Annotated in this window: 24 protein-coding genes and 2 pseudogenes; 6 read left to right on the top strand and 20 right to left on the bottom strand. The window is 49.0% G+C overall.

The window, feature by feature from the left end:
• Positions 1-139: 139 nt before the first annotated feature.
• Positions 140-631 (bottom strand): annotated as a pseudogene (locus BIY29_RS18345) (hypothetical protein).
• A gap of 425 nt (positions 632-1,056) precedes the next feature.
• Here BIY29_RS18345 and BIY29_RS18335 point away from each other — a divergent pair.
• Genes BIY29_RS18335 through BIY29_RS18325 form a run of 3 tightly spaced genes read left to right on the top strand, consistent with a single transcriptional unit; the run spans position 1,057 to position 3,013 of the window.
• Positions 1,057-1,344 (top strand): hypothetical protein, encoded by a 288-nt coding sequence (locus BIY29_RS18335; protein WP_121576477.1) that lies wholly within the window; start codon positions 1,057-1,059, stop codon positions 1,342-1,344.
• Between the two features lie 53 nt (positions 1,345-1,397).
• Positions 1,398-2,216 (top strand): hypothetical protein, encoded by an 819-nt coding sequence (locus BIY29_RS18330; protein WP_121576476.1) that lies wholly within the window; start codon positions 1,398-1,400, stop codon positions 2,214-2,216.
• A complete protein-coding gene (locus BIY29_RS18325) occupies positions 2,216-3,013 on the top strand; it encodes a site-specific integrase (protein ID WP_121576475.1) in 798 nt (265 codons plus the stop codon). The genes BIY29_RS18330 and BIY29_RS18325 overlap by 1 nt, the downstream gene beginning before the upstream one ends.
• 96 nt (positions 3,014-3,109) lie before the next feature.
• On the opposite strand, the gene BIY29_RS18320 is transcribed toward BIY29_RS18325, so the two are convergent.
• The 13 genes from BIY29_RS18320 to BIY29_RS18260 form a co-directional block, all read right to left on the bottom strand.
• A complete protein-coding gene (locus tag BIY29_RS18320) occupies positions 3,110-4,030 on the bottom strand; it encodes a hypothetical protein (protein ID WP_121576474.1) in 921 nt (306 codons plus the stop codon).
• Between the two features lie 73 nt (positions 4,031-4,103).
• Positions 4,104-4,997, bottom strand: coding sequence for a hypothetical protein (locus tag BIY29_RS18315; RefSeq protein WP_121576473.1), 894 nt, complete (start codon positions 4,995-4,997; stop codon positions 4,104-4,106).
• Positions 4,998-5,071: 74 nt separating this feature from the next.
• Positions 5,072-7,003: an ArdC-like ssDNA-binding domain-containing protein gene (locus BIY29_RS18310; RefSeq protein WP_121576472.1), complete on the bottom strand. Its 1,932-nt coding sequence runs from the start codon at positions 7,001-7,003 to the stop codon at positions 5,072-5,074.
• Between the two features lie 60 nt (positions 7,004-7,063).
• Complete coding sequence (locus BIY29_RS18305; protein ID WP_121576471.1) at positions 7,064-7,549, bottom strand: hypothetical protein; 486 nt, start codon at positions 7,547-7,549, stop codon at positions 7,064-7,066.
• Between the two features lie 73 nt (positions 7,550-7,622).
• Positions 7,623-7,895, bottom strand: a complete 273-nt coding sequence (locus BIY29_RS18300; protein ID WP_121576470.1) for a hypothetical protein — start codon at positions 7,893-7,895, stop codon at positions 7,623-7,625.
• Positions 7,892-8,329, bottom strand: a complete 438-nt coding sequence (locus BIY29_RS18295; protein ID WP_121576469.1) for a hypothetical protein — start codon at positions 8,327-8,329, stop codon at positions 7,892-7,894. The genes BIY29_RS18300 and BIY29_RS18295 overlap by 4 nt, the downstream gene beginning before the upstream one ends.
• A 9-nt stretch (positions 8,330-8,338) precedes the next feature.
• On the bottom strand, positions 8,339-8,560 hold the full coding sequence (locus BIY29_RS18290) for a hypothetical protein (RefSeq protein ID WP_121576468.1): 222 nt from the start codon (positions 8,558-8,560) through the stop codon (positions 8,339-8,341).
• A 99-nt stretch (positions 8,561-8,659) separates the two neighbouring features.
• Complete coding sequence (gene radC / locus BIY29_RS18285) at positions 8,660-9,136, bottom strand: RadC family protein (protein ID WP_121576467.1); 477 nt, start codon at positions 9,134-9,136, stop codon at positions 8,660-8,662.
• A gap of 114 nt (positions 9,137-9,250) precedes the next feature.
• A complete protein-coding gene (locus BIY29_RS18280; protein ID WP_121576466.1) occupies positions 9,251-9,769 on the bottom strand; it encodes a hypothetical protein in 519 nt (172 codons plus the stop codon).
• 329 nt (positions 9,770-10,098) lie between these two features.
• Complete coding sequence (locus BIY29_RS18275) at positions 10,099-10,491, bottom strand: hypothetical protein (RefSeq protein ID WP_121576465.1); 393 nt, start codon at positions 10,489-10,491, stop codon at positions 10,099-10,101.
• Between the two features lie 146 nt (positions 10,492-10,637).
• On the bottom strand, positions 10,638-11,534 hold the full coding sequence (locus BIY29_RS18270; RefSeq protein ID WP_121576464.1) for an antirestriction protein: 897 nt from the start codon (positions 11,532-11,534) through the stop codon (positions 10,638-10,640).
• Positions 11,535-11,623: 89 nt separating this feature from the next.
• Positions 11,624-12,097 (bottom strand): hypothetical protein, encoded by a 474-nt coding sequence (locus BIY29_RS18265; protein WP_121576463.1) that lies wholly within the window; start codon positions 12,095-12,097, stop codon positions 11,624-11,626.
• An 82-nt stretch (positions 12,098-12,179) separates the two neighbouring features.
• The gene (locus tag BIY29_RS18260) at positions 12,180-12,500 is read right to left on the bottom strand and encodes a hypothetical protein (RefSeq protein ID WP_121576462.1); all 321 of its coding nucleotides are present in this window, start codon (positions 12,498-12,500) and stop codon (positions 12,180-12,182) included.
• 798 nt (positions 12,501-13,298) lie between these two features.
• On the opposite strand from BIY29_RS18260, the gene BIY29_RS20075 reads away from it, so the two are divergent.
• Positions 13,299-13,589 carry a chromosome segregation protein ParM gene (locus BIY29_RS20075; protein ID WP_147437176.1) on the top strand — a complete coding sequence of 97 codons (291 nt, stop codon included), beginning with the start codon at positions 13,299-13,301 and terminating at the stop codon, positions 13,587-13,589.
• Positions 13,590-13,596: 7 nt separating this feature from the next.
• On the opposite strand, the gene BIY29_RS18250 is transcribed toward BIY29_RS20075, so the two are convergent.
• The 3 genes from BIY29_RS18250 to BIY29_RS18240 form a co-directional block, all read right to left on the bottom strand.
• Positions 13,597-14,487 carry an integrase domain-containing protein gene (locus BIY29_RS18250; protein ID WP_121576460.1) on the bottom strand — a complete coding sequence of 297 codons (891 nt, stop codon included), beginning with the start codon at positions 14,485-14,487 and terminating at the stop codon, positions 13,597-13,599.
• A gap of 1,146 nt (positions 14,488-15,633) precedes the next feature.
• Positions 15,634-15,906: a hypothetical protein gene (locus BIY29_RS18245; RefSeq protein WP_170158974.1), complete on the bottom strand. Its 273-nt coding sequence runs from the start codon at positions 15,904-15,906 to the stop codon at positions 15,634-15,636.
• A 20-nt stretch (positions 15,907-15,926) separates the two neighbouring features.
• The gene (locus BIY29_RS18240; protein WP_147437175.1) at positions 15,927-16,328 is read right to left on the bottom strand and encodes a hypothetical protein; all 402 of its coding nucleotides are present in this window, start codon (positions 16,326-16,328) and stop codon (positions 15,927-15,929) included.
• Between the two features lie 490 nt (positions 16,329-16,818).
• Between BIY29_RS18240 and BIY29_RS18235 the strand changes: the two genes are divergently transcribed.
• Together BIY29_RS18235 and BIY29_RS18230 are read left to right on the top strand one after the other, a co-directional pair.
• Positions 16,819-17,061 carry a type II toxin-antitoxin system ParD family antitoxin gene (locus BIY29_RS18235; protein ID WP_121576457.1) on the top strand — a complete coding sequence of 81 codons (243 nt, stop codon included), beginning with the start codon at positions 16,819-16,821 and terminating at the stop codon, positions 17,059-17,061.
• Positions 17,054-17,344 (top strand): type II toxin-antitoxin system RelE/ParE family toxin, encoded by a 291-nt coding sequence (locus BIY29_RS18230; RefSeq protein ID WP_121576456.1) that lies wholly within the window; start codon positions 17,054-17,056, stop codon positions 17,342-17,344. Before BIY29_RS18235 ends, BIY29_RS18230 begins: the two co-directional genes overlap by 8 nt.
• 147 nt (positions 17,345-17,491) lie before the next feature.
• Here the strand turns inward: BIY29_RS18230 and umuC are convergent, their stop codons facing one another.
• The 3 genes and pseudogenes from umuC to BIY29_RS18215 all read right to left on the bottom strand — a co-directional run.
• Positions 17,492-18,754, bottom strand: a complete 1,263-nt coding sequence (gene umuC, locus BIY29_RS18225; protein WP_121576455.1) for a translesion error-prone DNA polymerase V subunit UmuC — start codon at positions 18,752-18,754, stop codon at positions 17,492-17,494.
• 1 nt (position 18,755) lies between these two features.
• A pseudogene (gene umuD, locus BIY29_RS18220) lies at positions 18,756-19,064 on the bottom strand (translesion error-prone DNA polymerase V autoproteolytic subunit); the annotation flags it as partial.
• Positions 19,065-19,102: 38 nt separating this feature from the next.
• A partial coding sequence (locus tag BIY29_RS18215) for a Tn3 family transposase (protein WP_147437174.1) occupies positions 19,103-19,302 on the bottom strand: 200 nt, incomplete at its 5' end.

The following is a 19,302-nucleotide window of genomic DNA, read 5'->3' as shown; positions in this document are numbered from 1 at the left end:
TTATTATATAGATGATTTATCTTTTAAAACAAAAAAACGATATATATATCATTGTCAAGTTTTTGTATGAACTACAGATAAACCGTAAGATTGGTGCCGTCTCCGTTACGGTTTCATGTAGATGGTCTGTTGCGGTTCATCATCGATATTCATTGTCCTGGTTCACCTGACACTGCACGGGCAGGCCCGCAGCAAAACAGGCTTCATACCAGGTGGCGACTTGCAGGGCGTCCCCCTCCAGCACCGTGCGCGGGCCGTTCGCGTGCCACAGCTGCAGGCAGGTGCTGCCGTCGAGCCGTACCACAAAATCCCCCCGCCACACCTAGTACACCGAGCCGTCTAGGGTGACGTCGTGCTCGATGTGCGCCCCGTTCGCCTGGCGTGCCGGCAGTACCCGCACCTCGGCGGCACGCCGGCGTGCGGCGTCAGCCTATTGTTCCGCGGCCAGCAGCGGGAGGGAGATGTCGCGACCGGCGTCGGTCAGCTCGACGGCCAGCTGCAGGTTCGGCGCCCGCAGGGTGCGCAGCCAGCCCGTGGCTTCCAGACGGCGGCAGGAGGCGCGCAGGTTGTTCCCGTACACCGGCTGATCGCCACCCTGCTCCAGCAGGCGCTCAATGTCCCGAGTGGCCACCGGTCCGGGACGGCGCGCAGCTCCGAATTCTGGTAGAGACGGATCTGCCTTCGGTTCACCGCCGCGCGTCGGCCCGAAGACACAAGATGTGCAACTCTGTCAGCGGCGATTGCCTCTATATGTTGTATTGTTCCCCTGCCCTGTGATGCGTCGCACAGGGGCGGAAAACAGCGGTATGATTACTTCCTGTGCGTGGTACACTTCCGGAAAGTCGTGAATACGCAGAAAATCGGATCCGCTGAAACCGATGGTCCGGTAATTTATTTGGGTGATTGCATCATGGGTTATTATCAGGTGAGTGAAATTCACAACAGTAAAGATAAGCCAGATAATACTTAGGCAGGTGACGGACGTAGGGTTGTGCGTGGTCAATTGCGCCACACAATATAATTATTGTAGGTGATTATTGCTTTAAGGGGTTATGTATGGGGTATGAGGAAGTTATCGACGAACTCATTGCTGATGGCCACCAAAAAATTACGCTTTACACCGGGTTGCTGGTTACAGATGGCGATAGCCACGTTCGGCAGTTTTTCCTTATTGACGAGCGCGGTGATGTGGTCGCCAAAAAACTTTGCATTCCTGGCTGCTACAGATGGTCTTTAGTGCTCTGGCCGCCTGCCACACCACACCTTACTTCTTTTCATGAAGTTTGGGAGCTGGATCTCATGGCAAGAAACGAAGCAATAACGAGACTTTGTCTCGTTAGTTAAAGCCAGGGGCGGGATTTCTCATTTATAGAGCCGCACAGAGAGGTACTTGTATTATGGGAAGCATGAAAGACTCGATGCTGGATATTGAAGCGGAACGATTTGATGAATGGCTCGCGGAAAATTACCCGGATGTTGTAGCTGGCTCTGAAGAATGGGAGCAGGCCGCGAACCTGTATTACTGGGAGCAGGAGACGCTTGCCGATCAGGCTCAGTGGGATCATGAACACGGGCTGTTTGTGGCTTCCCTGAACAATGTTCATCAGCGTTACCGGCATGCAAAACAGGAGCTGAAGAAGCTATATGCCCTGCTCGACACAGAGCAGCCTGAACTGGTGTACAGGATGTCTTTCGTCCATGTCGTGACGGTCATGGAGGCGTACCTGATGTACTGCGCCCGGGCGCTGCTGGAGCATGACTGGCCTCTCAAACGCTTCAGGGATGCGTATTACCTGAAGTCCGAACGAATCAAAAATCCAAAGAAACATACTGCCCGTGATATGGAGCTTTCCCTGTTCCGACCTGCGGCGCGGAACTTTGTTTCCCGAATGACATTTCATAACGTTAAAACCATTGAGCGCTATTTCGGGACCGTGCTCCACATCCCGCCCGTCTGGCCGATTAAGCCGTTGGGCATCATCGCAGACTGGCGAAACGATCTGGTACACCGCAACGGCGTGGATGAACATGATGAGCCACGAGTGATATCAGCACAGCAGTTGCAGAATGCCCTGCAGAAAGTGTATGACCTGATAGAGGCTGCAGACCTGTCCCTGCGACTAGAAGTAGACTATTTCGGTAACTGGCGTAATGAGGAAAACCGGGAAATCCTCGCGTCAGCACTGCGCATATCTCCAGGCGGAGAGTCATCCTGATGACCGGACTCGTTACCCTGGGGCCGCAGCCAGGAACTGCAGCTCAGTTGCCTATGTCCATCGACTATCCGGCCGCGCTGGCGCTGCGCCAGATGGCGCTGGTGAAGGACGAACTACCGAAATACCTGCTGGCGCCGGAGGTGAGCGCCCTGCTCCACTACGTGCCTGATCTTCACCGCAAGATGCTTCTTGCGACACTCTGGAACACGGGCGCGCGCATTAACGAAGCCCTGGCGCTGACCCGGAGTGATTTTTCCCTGGCGCCTCCCTACCCGTTCGTACAGCTGGCCACCCTCAAGCAGCGAGCGGAGAAAGCGGCCAGAACGGCCGGCCGTGCGCCTGCCGGCAGCCAGGCTCACCGGCTGGTACCGCTTTCCGATGCGAACTATGTCAGCCAACTGGAGATGATGGTGGCCACGCTGAAAATTCCGTTTGAACGCAAGAGCCGGAAAACCGGCAGACTGGAGCCGGCGCGGATCTGGAGCATCACAGATCGCACCGTGCGCACCTGGCTCACTGATGCGGTCGCCCGCGCCGCGGATGACGGCGTAACCTTCAGCGTGCCCATCGCGCCGCATGTTTTCCGGCACAGTTATGCGATGCATATGCTGTATGCCGGCGTGCCATTGAAGGTGCTACAGGGATTGATGGGACACAAGAGTTTGAAATCGACGGAAATCTATACGAAGGTGTTTGCGCTCGATGTCGCCGCCCGGCACCGGGTACAGTTTCAGATGCCCAGTACGGACGCCGTAGCCATGCTTAAAAAGATCAGACTGGAAAATGATCATTACTAATCCAGTGTGTGACGGTTCCCCAGGGCTAGTTATTAAAAAAACAATACCGATCACCTAAAGTGACCGGTATTGCCCTGTAACGGTACTTTCTGTTTTTTAGGCCGCCAGTTTTTGAATCAATACTCCCGGTTGACCAGTTGCGTTGCTCAATGAAACAACATGTACTAACTCTTCCCGAACCCACTCTATTGCGTCATTAACAACTTCACAATAATCCGATGCGTTAGGGTGTTCCGGTTCGTTGACCTCCGCATCTCCCGTAAAGCTGGCCATCACTGCACCATTACGGTAGAGAACGTCGGCGCGGAAAGTCACCGGCACGGAGATTCCCGCGGCCACCCCATCAACATACTGGGTCAGAAAATCGTCTTCGAACTCCATGATATCAACGTCATCAATAGACTGTTGAGACATGTACAAACGTATTTCTCCTGACTTACCGATCCAACGCCGTATCTGTTTTTCCTCGAATGTGCAATTACTGACAAACTTCGTCAGCGTTTCTGCACACTGATGAGAGACATCCCGTAATGACCGTTCCAGGTGATCCATGAAGCGGAACCAGTAGCGTTCACTCTGCCGAAACTGCGCCAGCGTGATGCTCCTCTCTGGCGCACTATCCCCCAGCCCTGAAGCTTCACGAAAGGCCTCTTCATCCAATTCGTATAGTGGCATAATATCAGCACGCAGCAGTTGGTCGGTACGCCCGCTGATTTGCGGGTGAACTCGAGGAAGATACATGTATCCATGTTCTAACTCGTTAGCCAGCCAGTTAGTTGCGTTTATCCACAACGTCAGGACTTTCCGACTGCGTTCACGTTTAGCATCGTCTGTATCTAGCCGTTCCAGCATGGTTTCCATCACGGCCGTCAGTTGTTCGTTTTCAAACAACATTTGAGTGTTAACGTAGGTATGGCCAACGTCTTCATCCAATTGCCAGCAAATGTCGTCATAATCCGGCGCATAGCCTAACGTCCTCTGATATGCATGCTGAATGTATTCATGAATGATGCACATAGTGTAACTCCTGTCAAAATAGTGATGGCAGGAGGCCCGACGGGGCTTTCCCCCTGCCGGGTAAGTTAGTGAATCAGGCAACCAGGCGTAACGCTGGCACCGATGAGGGGTTATCCCATTGCAGGCGCCGGCGTTCATCACGCAGCCAGGCTATCGCCTGCCGCATGACATCACGATAGTCTCCCACCCTCAGTCGACCCACATCCACGGCATCCTTCTGAATGGGAAAACGACCAAGTATGGCGCCATTGTGATAATGAACACGGGCTTCCAACGCAACGGGGCATATCTCGCTACGGCAAACCCGTTTGACATACTCAACGGGGTCTGTCGCGCTAACGAACTCTGGGTTAATCGCCCCCAAATTCACCGTGATAAACCCGAAATCCGTATCAAAACGTCGAACAATTCGCTCATCAACATCACAACGCCGTTGCAATGTTGCCAACTGCGCCACGCAATGCTCCCCCGTCTGCGCCAGCGAACGGCTCAACCATGACTCAAACCGCTCCCAGTGCCGTATCGTCACCGCCAGTTGCTCGCGGGGAATAACATCATCCGGATGCTGGTCACCCTGCGCCGTCAACCGAATAAAGTCGTTACCCGACAAATCCAGTAATGCAGACGGGTCTCCTGGCAGCAGACAATCCACCCGCCCGCTGCTCTCCGGCGATGTCCGCGGTAATAATCGTGTATTGCCACTAGCTGTGGTCAGCGCATCCAGCCCCTGAATCCACAGGGTCAGAATGCGTTCACTCAGTTGACAACGCGCCCGTAACTGACGATTACCCGGAATGTTATCGAGCATAAACTGCATTACCGGTAGCAACCGCGGGCCGTGAAACACGATTTCCGTGTTTAGGTAGTCCAGCAGATCGTTACTGATATCTGCCTGCCATTCCTCTGGATGGATGAATAGATTCAGCTGTTTCAGGTACATCTGTTGAATAAAACGCTCTGTCAGCATGGTGCTCCTTACTGGTAAAGTAAGGGCGTTTCCCCTTGCCGGGGAAAACGCCCGGTAGGGGTTAAGTTGTCATATCAAGCGACGTTCTGCCGCATTTGTCGTTCCTGTTCAAGAGCCCATTTGCGCTCCCAGCCGAACATAAACCAGAAAGGCGTGCGCCAGGTTTGACGGTACTCCATGCTCAAACTGTTCCCGACAATCACCATCGCTGGTATGCCATACAGAGCCAGTTGCACATACGCCATCATTGCTGCGACGGGATCGATATCGACACAAACTGCCATCATCTGTTTCTGTGGATTGAATCCCGCTTCAAGCATGGCTTGCGCCATCGCGACAACCAGGCCACCGGCCCCACATGCAGGGTCTGAGACAGTAATGAAATCCCGCTCCCCACTGGTCAGAGTAGGCAAACCATCAGCCAGTTGTAGTTTCGCCATCATGTAGCCAACAGAATACGGCGTGAAATACTGCCCCCGGCACTGATCGCCAAGCTCGAGCTCCATAAACACAGAGCCTAGAAAATCGGCAGCACTGAACTCCATTCCCTCGACCAGCGTGTTGAACAACACCTGAAAACGATGCTGATCGGCTTTCTCATAACGTCGAATACGTCGCATGTAGTCATCTTCGATTTCCTGAATGAAATGACACCGATTATGCAGCGCGGCTGCGGCCATATGAATAAAGTCGCTGAATACCGTCCAGCGGTTTTCATACGGCGCGATTTCCCGGAACTGACTGAGAAACGTTGCCCGATGCGGATTTCGGTGCCCCCGGTTAGTTACCCAGGGAAGCACCGCCAGATTACCCGGATCATCCGGATCATCGTCCTCATCATTTGCCGCTGTACTGCTGAGTGATTCAACTGATGGCGGCAATAGCAATGAGCGTTCAAGTTCCGGTACTTCCGAAGACGCTTCACTGTCGTCAACGTCATTCTCTACCCGATGTATGGGCAGACTCCCAGGGGTGAGTGAGAAACACGCCAGCGCATCAGCAACATCGCCAAGTTCGGGCGTGAATAATGCCGACGGCATATCACTCCGTGGCCAGTCATAAAGCCGTGCCAGTGCGTTCACTGCATTGCGAGGTGAAATCTTGTAACGCAAATGCTGGCGAACAACGCTTTCACAGACCAATGTGGTGTCATCCAACGGTTGACCATAATGTTCAGCCATCAGATGACCGGCATATTGTTGCCAGCGTTGAATCTCACTGGACTGCAGCCCTGCCTGCCGTTGCGCTTCAAGCCAGCCCACTGCCTTACCCGCATCCGATGCGGATTTGAACAGTAACCACGGATCTGAACCGAGTTCGCCATTCCACATCGGCTCGCCGGCAAGATGTAATCCTGCCAGGGCAGAGAGAAACGCACGGCCCACATCAGCGATGAGCGACTCATTCATTTCAGGTAAATCATTCGTCACATCAAAGCGACCAAGTCGAGCCGAATGCCCTGTTGCCCTGATGAGCAACGCAGCCAGGCTGTCCGGATCAGACCCCGGTAACTCAATACGATCGCTTTCTGGCAGATAAACCGCTGGATATTGTGCTCTGAACAGTATCGGAACCTGCGAAGCAGCTTGCCATTCCCCTACCCGTTCAAGACCTGGGATGGGAGACGATGGCCAGGGCCACCCTGCCTGCAACTCCATGGGTAACCCTTCACACTGCTCGATATTAATAATCCGAAACAGCGACAACGTGGGTTTATACCGGACAGCGGTCGTAGGACTGTGTCCCTGCTTTACCTTGCCCCCCATCGAGCGCAGGTCATCACCTGTCAGCCAGCGGTTTGATGTCAGGCCGAACCGTAGCGCGGCTTGCCAAAGCAACAATACATTGACGCCGGTAAACAGGTGCCCGCTAAGTGCGTGAACAGGTATGCCATGACGAATAATGTCCTGCCGCCACGGTGTCATACCGTCGTTAACACTCTGCATCAGACGCCCGGTCATTAGCCGGCAAATATCACCGGCATCCTGTAACGTGAAAGTTTTCATGACAGCCTCCAGAATCAAAAAAAGGAGGACTGCACCCAAGGGAACAGCCCTCGGGGAAAATCAGAGTAAAGACGTGAACAATTGCAGAACTGCGCGGCCGGCAATCAATGCCTGCTGGCACCACAGATCAAATTGCGCCTGGTGTAAATGGGCCCAGACGACCCCGGACGTTATTATCCCCGTCACCGACATGGCCAACAGGAAGCGATTACGCCGGCGGCGAAACTGCGCTTCTTTCTCCTCGACCTGGGTGTGCAGAAATAGTCCCAGCGTTTGCAGTTCTGCAAAACGGCTGAACTCTTCACGCCGCAACGCATCACAAGCCGCATCATAACGTTCCAGTTCTTCCGGATGGCGCTGCTCAAGAAAACGCCGATAGCCGCCGTCCCTCAGCGTGTGATAGTGCCGGTCAAACTCCGCCTGCAACCAGTCATAGAAACGGTTACGGGTGCGTTCGATGGCGCCAGGTTCACGAGTCAGTGACTGCATCGCCTGCCGGGTCGCCTGCGCGCTATCATGGTTTTCATTGACGGTAAGTAGACTCATTTTGGACTCCTCAGAAAAATAACGACGGGTCCACCCCTGCGGGTTTCCCCGTCAGGGTTAATGAATAACTGTGCTAATTTGTCAGACTGATATGAACAACACCGTCCGCATTCCGTAGGTGAAACTGCTGCCATAACGGCGTCGTCACACTACCGTCACCGGGTAAACAAAAAAAACCGGTCGTTATTTCTGAACGCGTACTGGCGGCCAACGTTTTCAACGCAAGGCGAACCAGACGGTGAAGCCGTTCTGTCTCACATGACGGATCCGGCCTAAATGTAACCAGACGCGCCCAGGTATCCTCATTGATGACAACGGCCGGAGATGACTGCTCCCCATTCATCATGCGGCCTCATCCTGATGCGGAGCCGAAATCGTCACGACAGCGGGCATCCGTTCTGACTTATGACGCTGACGCACGTTGCGTAACAATTTCTGATGCATCGCTAACGCGATATCAACAGCCTCGTCTTCGTTCTCCATATAGCGTTCGCCATAAAACGGTTGAGCCGTCTCCTCGCCGAAATAAAGCAACTCAACACCGGGTTTGTAGCTGTGTCGATGTTTCAGTACGACCGCACGACCACAGCACTGGTGATCATCGGCGAGCAACCATTTGCCGGTGTAAATTATTCGATCCGATAATTCGATTGGCTCCGAACGTTGCCGCCATGCCTGATAGAGCCAGACAATGGCACGGGCAAACAACTTGCACGTCCAGCGCAGGATGAACCACAAGCCCGTGGACAGTACAATGAGTATGTGTAAAGGCATTGGCATAACCGCTCCTCAGTGTGTCAACCAGCGAAGTAACAAGACGAGCGTTAAAAGCACCAGGGAACCGGCCACCTTTAACAACGTGAGATAACCAAGCAATTTCAGCAACGCATTGCGGTCGCGCCGAAAACATTCACGGCGTATTAGCTGACACAATGCGTCCTCCTGCTGTGGAGTAAACAAAGCGCCCTGAGTGGGATCCTCTTGAGTGATATCAATATCAACGTGAGACATGAACTCTCCTTTAGGTGGTAAATAAAAAGGGAGAGTCTTCCCATGGGAGAGGACTCTCCCCGCGGGGTAACGTCTAATTAGACGAAAGTGTTTATCGAGTTATAACCAGTCACGTTCAGCGAACGACACCATTTCACCGTGGCCGACTACAACGTGATCCAGCACGCAGACATCAATCAGAGATAGTGCTTTAGCCAGCCTCTCAGTGATTTGTCGATCGCCATTGCTGGGTTCGGCATAACCTGACGGATGGTTGTGAGCAAAAATGACCGCAGCCGCATTCAGAAGAACAGCACGGCGGACGACTTCACGTGGATGGATCTCAACTCTGTTAATCGATCCAGCAAAAAGGACTTCACTGGCAATTAAGCGATGCTGACTGTCCAGGAACATCGCGACAAAAGTCTCTCGTTCCAAATGCTCCAGCTTGAGACGCAAGTAGACTTTAGCTTCCTCGGGAGACGTCACGGCTTTTCGTTTCCTGATTCTTCGCTCAAGAAGCGCCAATGCCACATTGATGATCCGTGCTTCACGGTTGGAATAAACAGTGCTGTTAGATGAGATTAATTCGCTCATAAAAGACCTTTTACGGGCGAATGCTTTCCCCCACGTGGCGGAAAGCATTCGCCACTGGGGGAAAGGTAAAATTATCGTGGACCGATAATTGATGTAGAACAGGTTATCAGAGCATCAATGCAACGCATCGAGTAGATCATACCCCTGGCTTTCAGCCATGCCGCAAATGGCATGTACCGATTGCTTCACCGCAGTAAAGATCCTCTGGCAGCAATGCGGATAACGATCTGGGACATCAATATCGTAAAAATCAATATTGATGCAGTTCGCGTGTGCATAATGCTGACCAAAGTCGTTTCTGGTAAGCCTCAGCGTCATATCATAATGAACAACGAGTTTGGTAAAGGCACTTGCTTCTCTGTTCGTCAGGTATCCCTGCCGAACCAGCGCAGCGAAGAGCTCCACCATTTCTCCTGCATGGAGAGAACCGTAAAACACAACACCATCTCCCTGACTGTGACTCAACCAGCAGTTCTGTACGAGAATTGAGGCCCAGAAAATCCTCAACATACATATCAGCAGCAAGTTGGTCATATTTTTCATGGTCGTAGCTGTCATAATCGTCGCGTTCATCATCTGAGAAATGATAACCACACGAACAGTTATAACTTTTTTGTTGATTGATAGTGCCACTGTAGCAACTCTCGTAATAATGAATGCTCACACTTTTACCACATGCATCGCACTCACCGTCGACGTATTCGCTTTCAAGCGTATACCCAGGTTCAACACTATTGCCATAAACGACTTGTGTCATAGATAAATCCTCTCTTCTAAATTCGAGTTGAGAGGGATTTATCCCCAATGGGATAAATCCCGCATGGGTTAAGTCACAATATGGCGTTCAGTCAGTAGAACGTTCGACCGTCATACCAGTTGCGATCGATATCTGAACCGAGCGCATATTGACGTAAAACAGGCTATCAATGCGCCAACTGTTACCAACGTCTGCTGTCTGTTAATTAATGATGAGCAAGATATTCAATATACTCATCTACATCCTGCCCTTCATTGCTGAGCTCAGAAAGCGTATGTGCCGCTTCGTTTAGCCCGTTCTGAAAAGACGGCTGCCAGTACCCCTCACCAACTTTCATCCCGAGCGAAATCACGTCATCAAAATGAACGCGATAAGATTCAGGAATGAAATCCAGATACAGGGCTTCTCCAAGATCATGAGCAATGTTGAAAACCCGGTAATCATGACTGGTGAGATCACCATCATCATGCTCACTGTTAATTCCCAGTTTGTTAAATGCTTCAGCCACCATCAGTTGTCCCTCAATTTCTGAAATCAAAACAAGCAGATCAACGATAGAATGACGACTACGAGCAAGACGGTTAATCAGATTATTCATTATCATGGTTCCTTAAACGTTTAGGGAACCCTGCCCCAATGGGAACAGGTTCCCATTGGGGTTGAACATACTGAAAGGGATTTATCGTCAACAGGGAAAAAATCACCTTATAGATTAAGCAGGCAATCAGAGTAACGAAAAATCGTTTATTCCTGAGGAAGATCCCCGTAAGAATCAGCCTTTAGTATTATTAGATCGCACCCAGTCAATTCCTCACGACCAACAGTACTATTAGCAAGTACTGACGTACTGATCTCGTCATATAGTTGATCATCCGATGCTCGAATAGCTTTCATATCGAGAACCATTTGGCGACCATCAAGTCGATCCTCATATGAGACAGGAACAAAAATCCCCGAGCTTCCGGTTTTTTTTATCCAACTCTGTGTCAACTCATTCACCGATAATGACAGAGCCGTTTTATGGCTCAACGTACGGGATGCATATCCGATGATGTCACCGAGTACCATAAGTAATTGAGGCATAGTCAAAGGGGTACCTTCAGCAATTATTCCAAGCCTCACGGCCCCCTCGCCAATTGCATTGGCGAAGACTGAGCGCTGATGAAGAAGATCATCGACAGATTCGGTAGCCAAATCACGATAACTACTGTTGTCTAAACCGAACTCAGGCGTTATTGCATTAGCTTCCTTATGACTACGAGCGTAACGCAGCAAACGGTCAAATGCTTTCTGAGTTTGCAAGGTTTCGAAGTCTGATGCTGGCAATCGATCATCTTTGATGTCGAGTAGCAACCCATGAAGGGCACATAACGTAACCAATAACCCGAATGCATCTGTTGTCACTTGTATCTGAAACCGGGATGCCCTGACGTTATAAACCTTATCCCCGTCAGGAACTGCATATACCGGGGTTTCCAGATCTCCAGTCACCTGAGGATGCCAGTCATTCCAACTACCACCTGTAAATTGGCATTTGGATTCCCAGACACCAATGATGTACTGAACGAATACGTTGTAAGTTTCTTTCGTCATGAAAGAGTAGAAGACTTCAAAAGCTGATGCTTTGTTGGTCTGAGTCATGGATAAATCCTCTTCTAAATTCAGTGTGAAAGGGATTTATCCCCAACGGAATAAATCCCTCGTGGGGGGAGTAATGGCATAGTTGCCGGTCAGTAGAACGTTCGACCCACATACCAGTTGCGATCGATATCTGAACCAAGTGCATAAAGGTAGTAGTCAATCAGCCAGATGCTGGCAACAGGGCTCTCGTGCACTTTCGCAGCATCTTTCAACCCTTGCTTGAAATAGAGTTGCCAGAAAACAGCATCAACAGAGAGGCCTAGTTTAAGAACATCTGTGAAGTATTTTTCGATAAAAATGGGAGGCAACAGATTCAGTCCCATAATTTCACCGACCTGCCGTGCAACCCACGCTATCTTTTTCTGGTTAAGCGTCATCATCGCTAAGTCATCCCAGTCCATCGTATCAATGCCGAGACGCATGAGCGCAGTCGCTTTCATCAATACAGACTCAATGTCAGAGACGACCCTGATGAGGTCTGTTGTGGAGTGTTGTAAAAATTCGTCATCACGTCGCAGAATTGCCAGACGAGAGACGAAAGGTTTCGTGTTGAAGTCGTACATTGATAAATCCTTTTTTCAGATCAAAACGAAAAGGGATTTATCTCCCATACGGGGATAAATCCCCATGTGGGTAGGAGTTAAATTACTTGAATCGGTAACGCAGCGTTGCCAGCTGTTTCGCTAACAATTGTGCTGCCTCAATCGCTTGATAACGCTGTGGAAACGTATTATCGGCGCAAGTATGAAAGTCAAATCGGTAGGATGAGCCTAACCAAGTACGGCTTTCAACCTCGTAATTCCATCCGGAATCAATTCGTGAAACCCGAGCCCGGAAGCTCATACGCCCAGAGCGATTCGGTATCCACTCGCCAATAAATCCATCGATGTGCTGTTGAGTGTTTTTTTTCAGCAACGCAGACAGACGTTCAGTAAAATAAATCGTACGACGTAAAACCATTTGCATGATGTTCTCCTGATAAAAACGGGGAACATCTCACCCGGACGGGAAGATATTTTCCCCGTTGGGTTGCTGGCTTAAAGTCGATGTTAGAAAGAGTCTTCGGGATACACCTGCTCTGTCGAAACCGTAACAGGTTCGACGATGACATCCGTCAGTTCATCTTGTTGCTGAGGCTTATGCTGGAAACCGCCGAGTCTGCTTAAATAAAAAAAAGCAGAAGACGATGACGGCACTCCCCCAGATGAGTAACAACTGGAAGAAACTGTAGGTCTTATAAACATGCTGCCGTGTTTTCACTTTTTTCCTCAGTGAAAGCAACAACTGACCTGCCCAGTATCCATCACGATATGCAGTAGAAGAGTTCATTGTGGTTGCTCCAAAAATAAAATATTTGGAAAACCACATCCCAGCCATCGGGAAGTAGCTTCCCGGAGGGATTGATTGATGGTTAGTAAAATCGAACCTTCATCACCACGCTCGCAACGGCGTTTAAACTACCTGATGATATCTGCTTCCAAAGGCTGGCAGATTTACCACACGCAACTGAGCGTGTTCTTCCTTGCAGGCTACAGAAGTGTTCTTTTGTGACTACCCGAAAGCGATCCTCACAAGTCACCGGATCATTGGTGGTCGTCAGAGACGACAGGTTAGCCCGTCCAACATACTCAAAGATGGAATTAAATTCAATATATTCTCAGTCATCCCCCTGTCATTAAATTATTCGTATCAGATACGAATAAAAAGTTGAACCATTCGTGAGAAGAATATTTAATCGTACCTGATACGAGTAAGGAGATTAACATGCGCATTTCAAAAAACCAACGTGATATCTTATTCCTACTGTATGCAATTGAGCAAAAAAAAGGTCATCGACATTTCGTAACCGCTACTGCATTATTCTCTATGATAAGAAGAAATCGCAGCCAAACATTATATCCAAATCATCTAAGAGTTTCCTGTCATACTTTACATAAAAATGGTTTTATTGAACAGTATAGAGATGAACAATTAAAACTATCATATGCGTTAACAGAACAAGGAAGAGCGGTTGCTTTGGCGATTTACAATGAAATAGTCAGACAACCTTCTTAATTCCCTATCATTGAGAGGGATCTATTTTGTTATAAACACGAGCAACATAACGGCCTCGGCCATCACCGTGACCTAAATCCATAGAAACTAATGCCTCAGCCTCATCCTTACTGAATCCTTTTTTAATATGAAACTTTGTTGCATCCTGTGTATATGCATATCTAAGACTATGAGGAGCATATTTACCAACAAGCCCTGCCTCCCTAACAATGTTACGATATTTTTCAATTGCCAAATGTAAAGCAGGACGATCAATCAATCGACCATTATTTTCCTGCGCAATATGTATTGCATTGTTTACTGCATTTATCAACTTATCTCGTTCAATAATCGTCGTATCTCTTGGTCTCCCTCCTTTCGTGCCAAAAACAATTCGAACTTTTTCGTCACCACTTTGCAAAGCCTTCTGCCATGTTTTAAGAGATTTAACTGACTGAATTGTTTCTTCCGTCCGTAAACCAAGAAGACGAGATAACTGCATCGCAGCAGCTGCGCCTCTATCAACAGCAATAACTTTTTCTAAGACATCTTGATAAACGCTATCGGGAATGGCAACTTTTGAACCATCACGGCTCGCACCAGAAATACCCAATGCCTTATTACTTAGTTTCTCATGCTCAGGGTTAGCCATAATGGTCTTACCCGCTGCACGTAAAATAGAACGTATTGCAGACATTTCATTTTGCAACGTCCTGATTGAGATTTTCTCTTTCTGACGACTTTTGATATACATTTCAATATGACGCGGCTTAATATTCTTCGCATCCCTAATCTGCACATTCAAGCTCTTTAATTTTTCCGCAAAGCGGTCAGCTATTTTCATACGGTCATTGAGTGTTTTAAAACCTCCCCCTCCATCCCGAGCTAACGTAACAAGATTTTTATTTAACTTAGCCATATATTCCCCCAAATTTAATGAAGTGAGTTATGTATTCCGTCCGCGTGAACGGAATACATAACTCACCGACGCCCTTTTGAAAGAGAGCTAAAATAGGCACTTCATCCCCGACGACATGGTTTGATTTTGCGCATCCTGCGTCTCAGCAGACATCTGTGCATCGGGGGCGAAATGTTGAATTGTTGCAAGGCACCCTGGGTGTTACCCATTCGCGGCTTACGCCGGGCTGACTTCCGTCAGTCTACCTCCACACGCCAGTATTGCTGGCGTCGCCATCGATGTCGTGCTGACTACCTCCTCTATCTAATAAAAATGTCTTCATGATGATGTCTTTCATACATTCGGACTGTTTGTTAAATGAACGACCATTAAACGGCTAGTAAAACGTCTTTATACGTACTAAAAACCGTTACTACGTGTTGGTCAGATGGTATGAAAATCGTCTATCGGGCAGTGCGTAAGCTCTGACCGTATACGCACTGCGCGCGTCACTTGGTATTCGCGTTGCTCATACACAAGTGACGCCGCGCAGCTTCGACCTCCCATTGCGACTCCCGTGAGCGGCCAAATGTACCAAATGGCCTTATACGTGCGTGCAAAGGTTGGACGTCGCGCCAGACGTATTCGTATCTTGAATCGTGTGTAAACAAGAAACCTCATACAACATCAAGTAGTTGCTGAAGCTATCGGGCTGTTCTCGTTAAGACGAGCCAGTATTTGAGTGGATAAACGGACCTTCATCACCACGCTCGCAACGGCGTTTAAACTACCTGGCGATATCTGCTTCCAAAGGCTGGCAGATTTACCACACGTAACTGAACGTGTTCTTCCTTGCAGGCTACAGAAGTGTTCCCAGCCACCCGAAGGCGATCTTCACAGGCTGACAGATCATTGGTGATCGTCCGAAGACGATGGTACAACGAAAGCGATATTAACAACGCGAATCGGGATCGTCAAATAGTTACCCACATACCCACCGGCAAAGTCGGCTCGACACTCGCCGACCGCTCCCGTTCGCCAGCTCCTTTGGCGGGAGCTGGCTCACTGGCTTATTTGCCCGTGGATATGTGGATAACTACAATTATTATTTTTTAATTCCCCATTACCATATTTACATTTAAGGAGATGATTAATCTTTTATACACATCACTTTACCAACTCATCCTTTACTGTAAACAATGCTTTGACATGTTTATTACCAGTAAAAAACCCCCTCTGGTTCTTTACCATGATATTCCACCCATGTTCAATTTCACCATAGCGTTCACTCACCTCAGTTAGATATTTAGCATGAAAGTGTTGACTCAAATTTCTACCCGACGTGACTCTTACCATATAGCCTTCTAACTCTTCTGCAAGAAGGTGTTTCAAAATTCTTACCCTATCGGTTGTTATTTGAAGCGCTATAAACATATTCATTAATGCCTGTTTTTTTTGATCTACGCATAAATTCCATATGTTTCCATCTGAAATGACAGATCCCTACCTCTCTGAAGGTATTCAGAGTTAATTTTTAGAGCTTCATCTAATCGCGAAATAGTTTCCATAAGTTTCACTTCATTTAATTTCCCATAAGAATTATCATGCATGTTTCCATAAATAACTAAGCATTCACCCGATAGAATAAGTAATTTTTTATTAATACCCAGATACATCAAATTTTCGTTAACCAGGGAAATAGCCAACTTATACCCTTCTTTGGCAAAGAATTCTCCAAGATATTTCTTAGCGGTTTTGTAAGCTTTAAATGCAGCAAATGCCATTGCTATATTAGCACCAGCAATAACCCAGTTACTAACCTCACTACTCTGCCCTCCGTGGCCATAGATAATCGCAGCCAAAATACCTATTATACTTAATAGAAAAATCGTCTGATAAGTCGTTCGGTTTTACTTTCCATTTAATGTCCTGCCCTGATAGGTAAACCTTTCGAATGTGATCATATGGAGTGGCAACAGGTCGATTGCAGTGCTACCTTCATTATTGTGTCATACTGTCATTTGCTGAGTATAACAGTGTGGTTCAACTGCTCGTTGATACCCTTTGTATAACTTATGTTCATATAAAGGATGTTTTATTTCATCTACTTTCTTACTGATTAGTGCAGATTCATTCCGGTGCCGCATGCTCCCGAGAAACATAGTACACCATCATCCGCCTTCAATCAGTCTACTCCCTCTCATGGCGGTTTTTCACTATATTATATTCCACCGCTGGGTCCTCCCTGTGCCAAACCGTTTTCGGTAAAAGGCGGTGCCAGGAGTATTCGCAGGGGTTAATTTTTTTGTTTATACTGTGTTATCTATCAACACAAAGCAAAGGCCACGCACTATGCCCAGAACAACCAGCATTACGATCGGCGAGAACCTGGATACTTTTGTCTCCAGGATGATCGATAGCGGACGCTACGGCTCAACCAGCGAGGTAGTCAGAACGGCCCTTCGGTTACTTGAGCAGCAGGAAAGTAGCCTGGAAACCCTAAGAAAAGCGCTTGAGGACGGCGAACGCAGCGGCGAAAGTACGCAAACGCTCAGGAGTATCGCAGCAAAGAAAAAGCGGGAACTGAATGTATAAGCTATCCAATCTCGCCGCTGATGACTTTGAAGGAATTTATACCTACACCGTTCAGCATTTTGGTGTAGCGCAAGCGGATAGTTACACTGACAGCATGGAAGCCTGCCTGATATTGCTATCGTCATCCCCGTTAATGGGGCGCGAGTACTCTGAGGTCAAGGCCGGTATACGCCGCTTTGACCATGACCAGCATGCTATTTTCTACAGGGTGCGTGATAGAGACATTTTTGTGCTAAGGATTCTACATCAGCAGATGGAGTCATTAGTTCATTTGAAATTGTAATGGATCACAACCAAGACTCCATCAATGCACTGCTAGATACGTAACTTGCCAACCATTTCGGTCGGCCAGAGCGACATCACCACAATCGGAAAATTTTGTTCCGTGAATGGATTCAAGCCTAAATAGTACCAGGGTAGCTCAAGGTTGTTAGATCGCAACGGGTAAATCAGTAAACCGAGTAGTATAGGCTGGTGAAAGCCGTTCCCGTTTCATCTGCCACGGTTGCTTCATCCCTTGTCCTGCGAACCAGACTTTCCCTTTGCCGCTTTGGTTGATGGCGTCCAGCACGTGCATCAGCGCGTCGCTGCCTGCTCTGGGGCCATGCGCATCGAACAGATTAAGTTGCGCCACACCCTGATTGAAAAAATCCCCCAGCATTACCCCGGCTTTCATGTAACGGTAGCCATCGCGCCAGATACCATCCAGCGCCGTGGTCGCTACGCGAACAATATCGCGCGTATCATTGGACGGTATCGTCAGCGTACCGGACGCCTGATTAGCATAAAATACACCATCGGCAGAATGCGGGCTGGTGCGCACAAACACGCTAACATGACGACAATACTGTCTTTCCTCACGCAACTTCTCCGCCGCACGCCCGGCATACGCACACACCGCCTGGCGCATATCCTCATAGCGGGTGATACGCGAACCGAATGATCGACTGCACACAATCTGCTGTTTCACCGGTGCAAATTCTTCCAGTGCCAAGCAGGGTTCACCGCGTAATTCACGCATCGTGCGCTCCAGCACAACATTGAAATGTTTGCGTACCACCCAGGGTGAGCTGTCCGCCAGATGCAGCGCTGTTTCAATTCCCATCTGATGAAGGGCTTTGCTGATTCGCCTCCCGACCCCCCATACCTCCTCCACTGGTGCCAACGCGAGCAGTTTCCGTTGTCGAGTCGTACAGGATAAATCTACCACACCGCCCGTTTTCGACCATTTTTTTGCAGCGTAGTTTGCCAGTTTGGCCAGGGTCTTGGTAGGTGCAATGCCAACGCCGACAGTCAGATGCGTATACTGCCGTACCTGGGCACGCACATCATGGCCGAATTGTGCTAGCGGCACACAATTCGCAATACCTCCGATGTGCATAAAAGCTTCGTCAATAGAATAAATCTCCAGTGCCGGCGCCATCGTTTCCAGCGTCGCCATCACCCGGCCAGACATGTCTGCGTACAACGCATAATTTGAACTGAATACCTGCACGCCGTATCGTCTCTGAACGTTTTCTATCTTGAAGAATGGCGCCCCCATGCCAATACCCAAAGCTTTGGCTTCACGATTACGAGCGATGACGCAGCCATCATTGTTCGACAACACTATAACTGGCTGCCCTTTCAAGTCTGGTCGGAACACAGCCTCGCAAGAAGCATAAAAATTATTGACGTCAACGTGTGCGAACATGTTACCTGGTCGCCTTTACGACAAAGGTCACCACACCGAAAATTTCCATCGACTCTTCACTGTCGATTCGAATCGGACTGTATGCCGGATTCATCGACACCAGTTGCGTTTTTGGCCGTAATTGCAGTTGTTTGACAGTGAACGCGCCGTCAACTGCTGCAACCACGATATCGCCATGCTGTGCGGTCAGCGCACTATCCACCACCAACATATCGCCGTCATGGATACCGGCGCCAGACATCGAATCGCCGCTAACGCGAACGAAGTAGGTCGCGCTCGGATGCCGAACCATCAGTTCGTTCAGGTCAAGACTATGGGGTCCGCTTGGAAAACGGAAAATATCCTACGCTAACACTGTTTTTTGTACAGACCACTATCTACTGAGCGTAACGAGCGGTATTTACCCTGTCCCAGCTTGAGGTTTGTTCGCCAGACGTAATCCCCGCTCAGATTGATATGTTCCCACCCCAGCGGGGACAGATGAGAAATCAGTTGCTCATTAATCGGGATCCCTTTTCGTCTCAGGGAATCTATGGCTCTTTCTATAT

It is taken from the genome of Brenneria alni (genome assembly GCF_003666245.1).
GTDB lineage: Bacteria > Pseudomonadota > Gammaproteobacteria > Enterobacterales > Enterobacteriaceae > Brenneria > Brenneria alni.
This window is presented reverse-complemented; position numbering and strand designations above follow the sequence as displayed.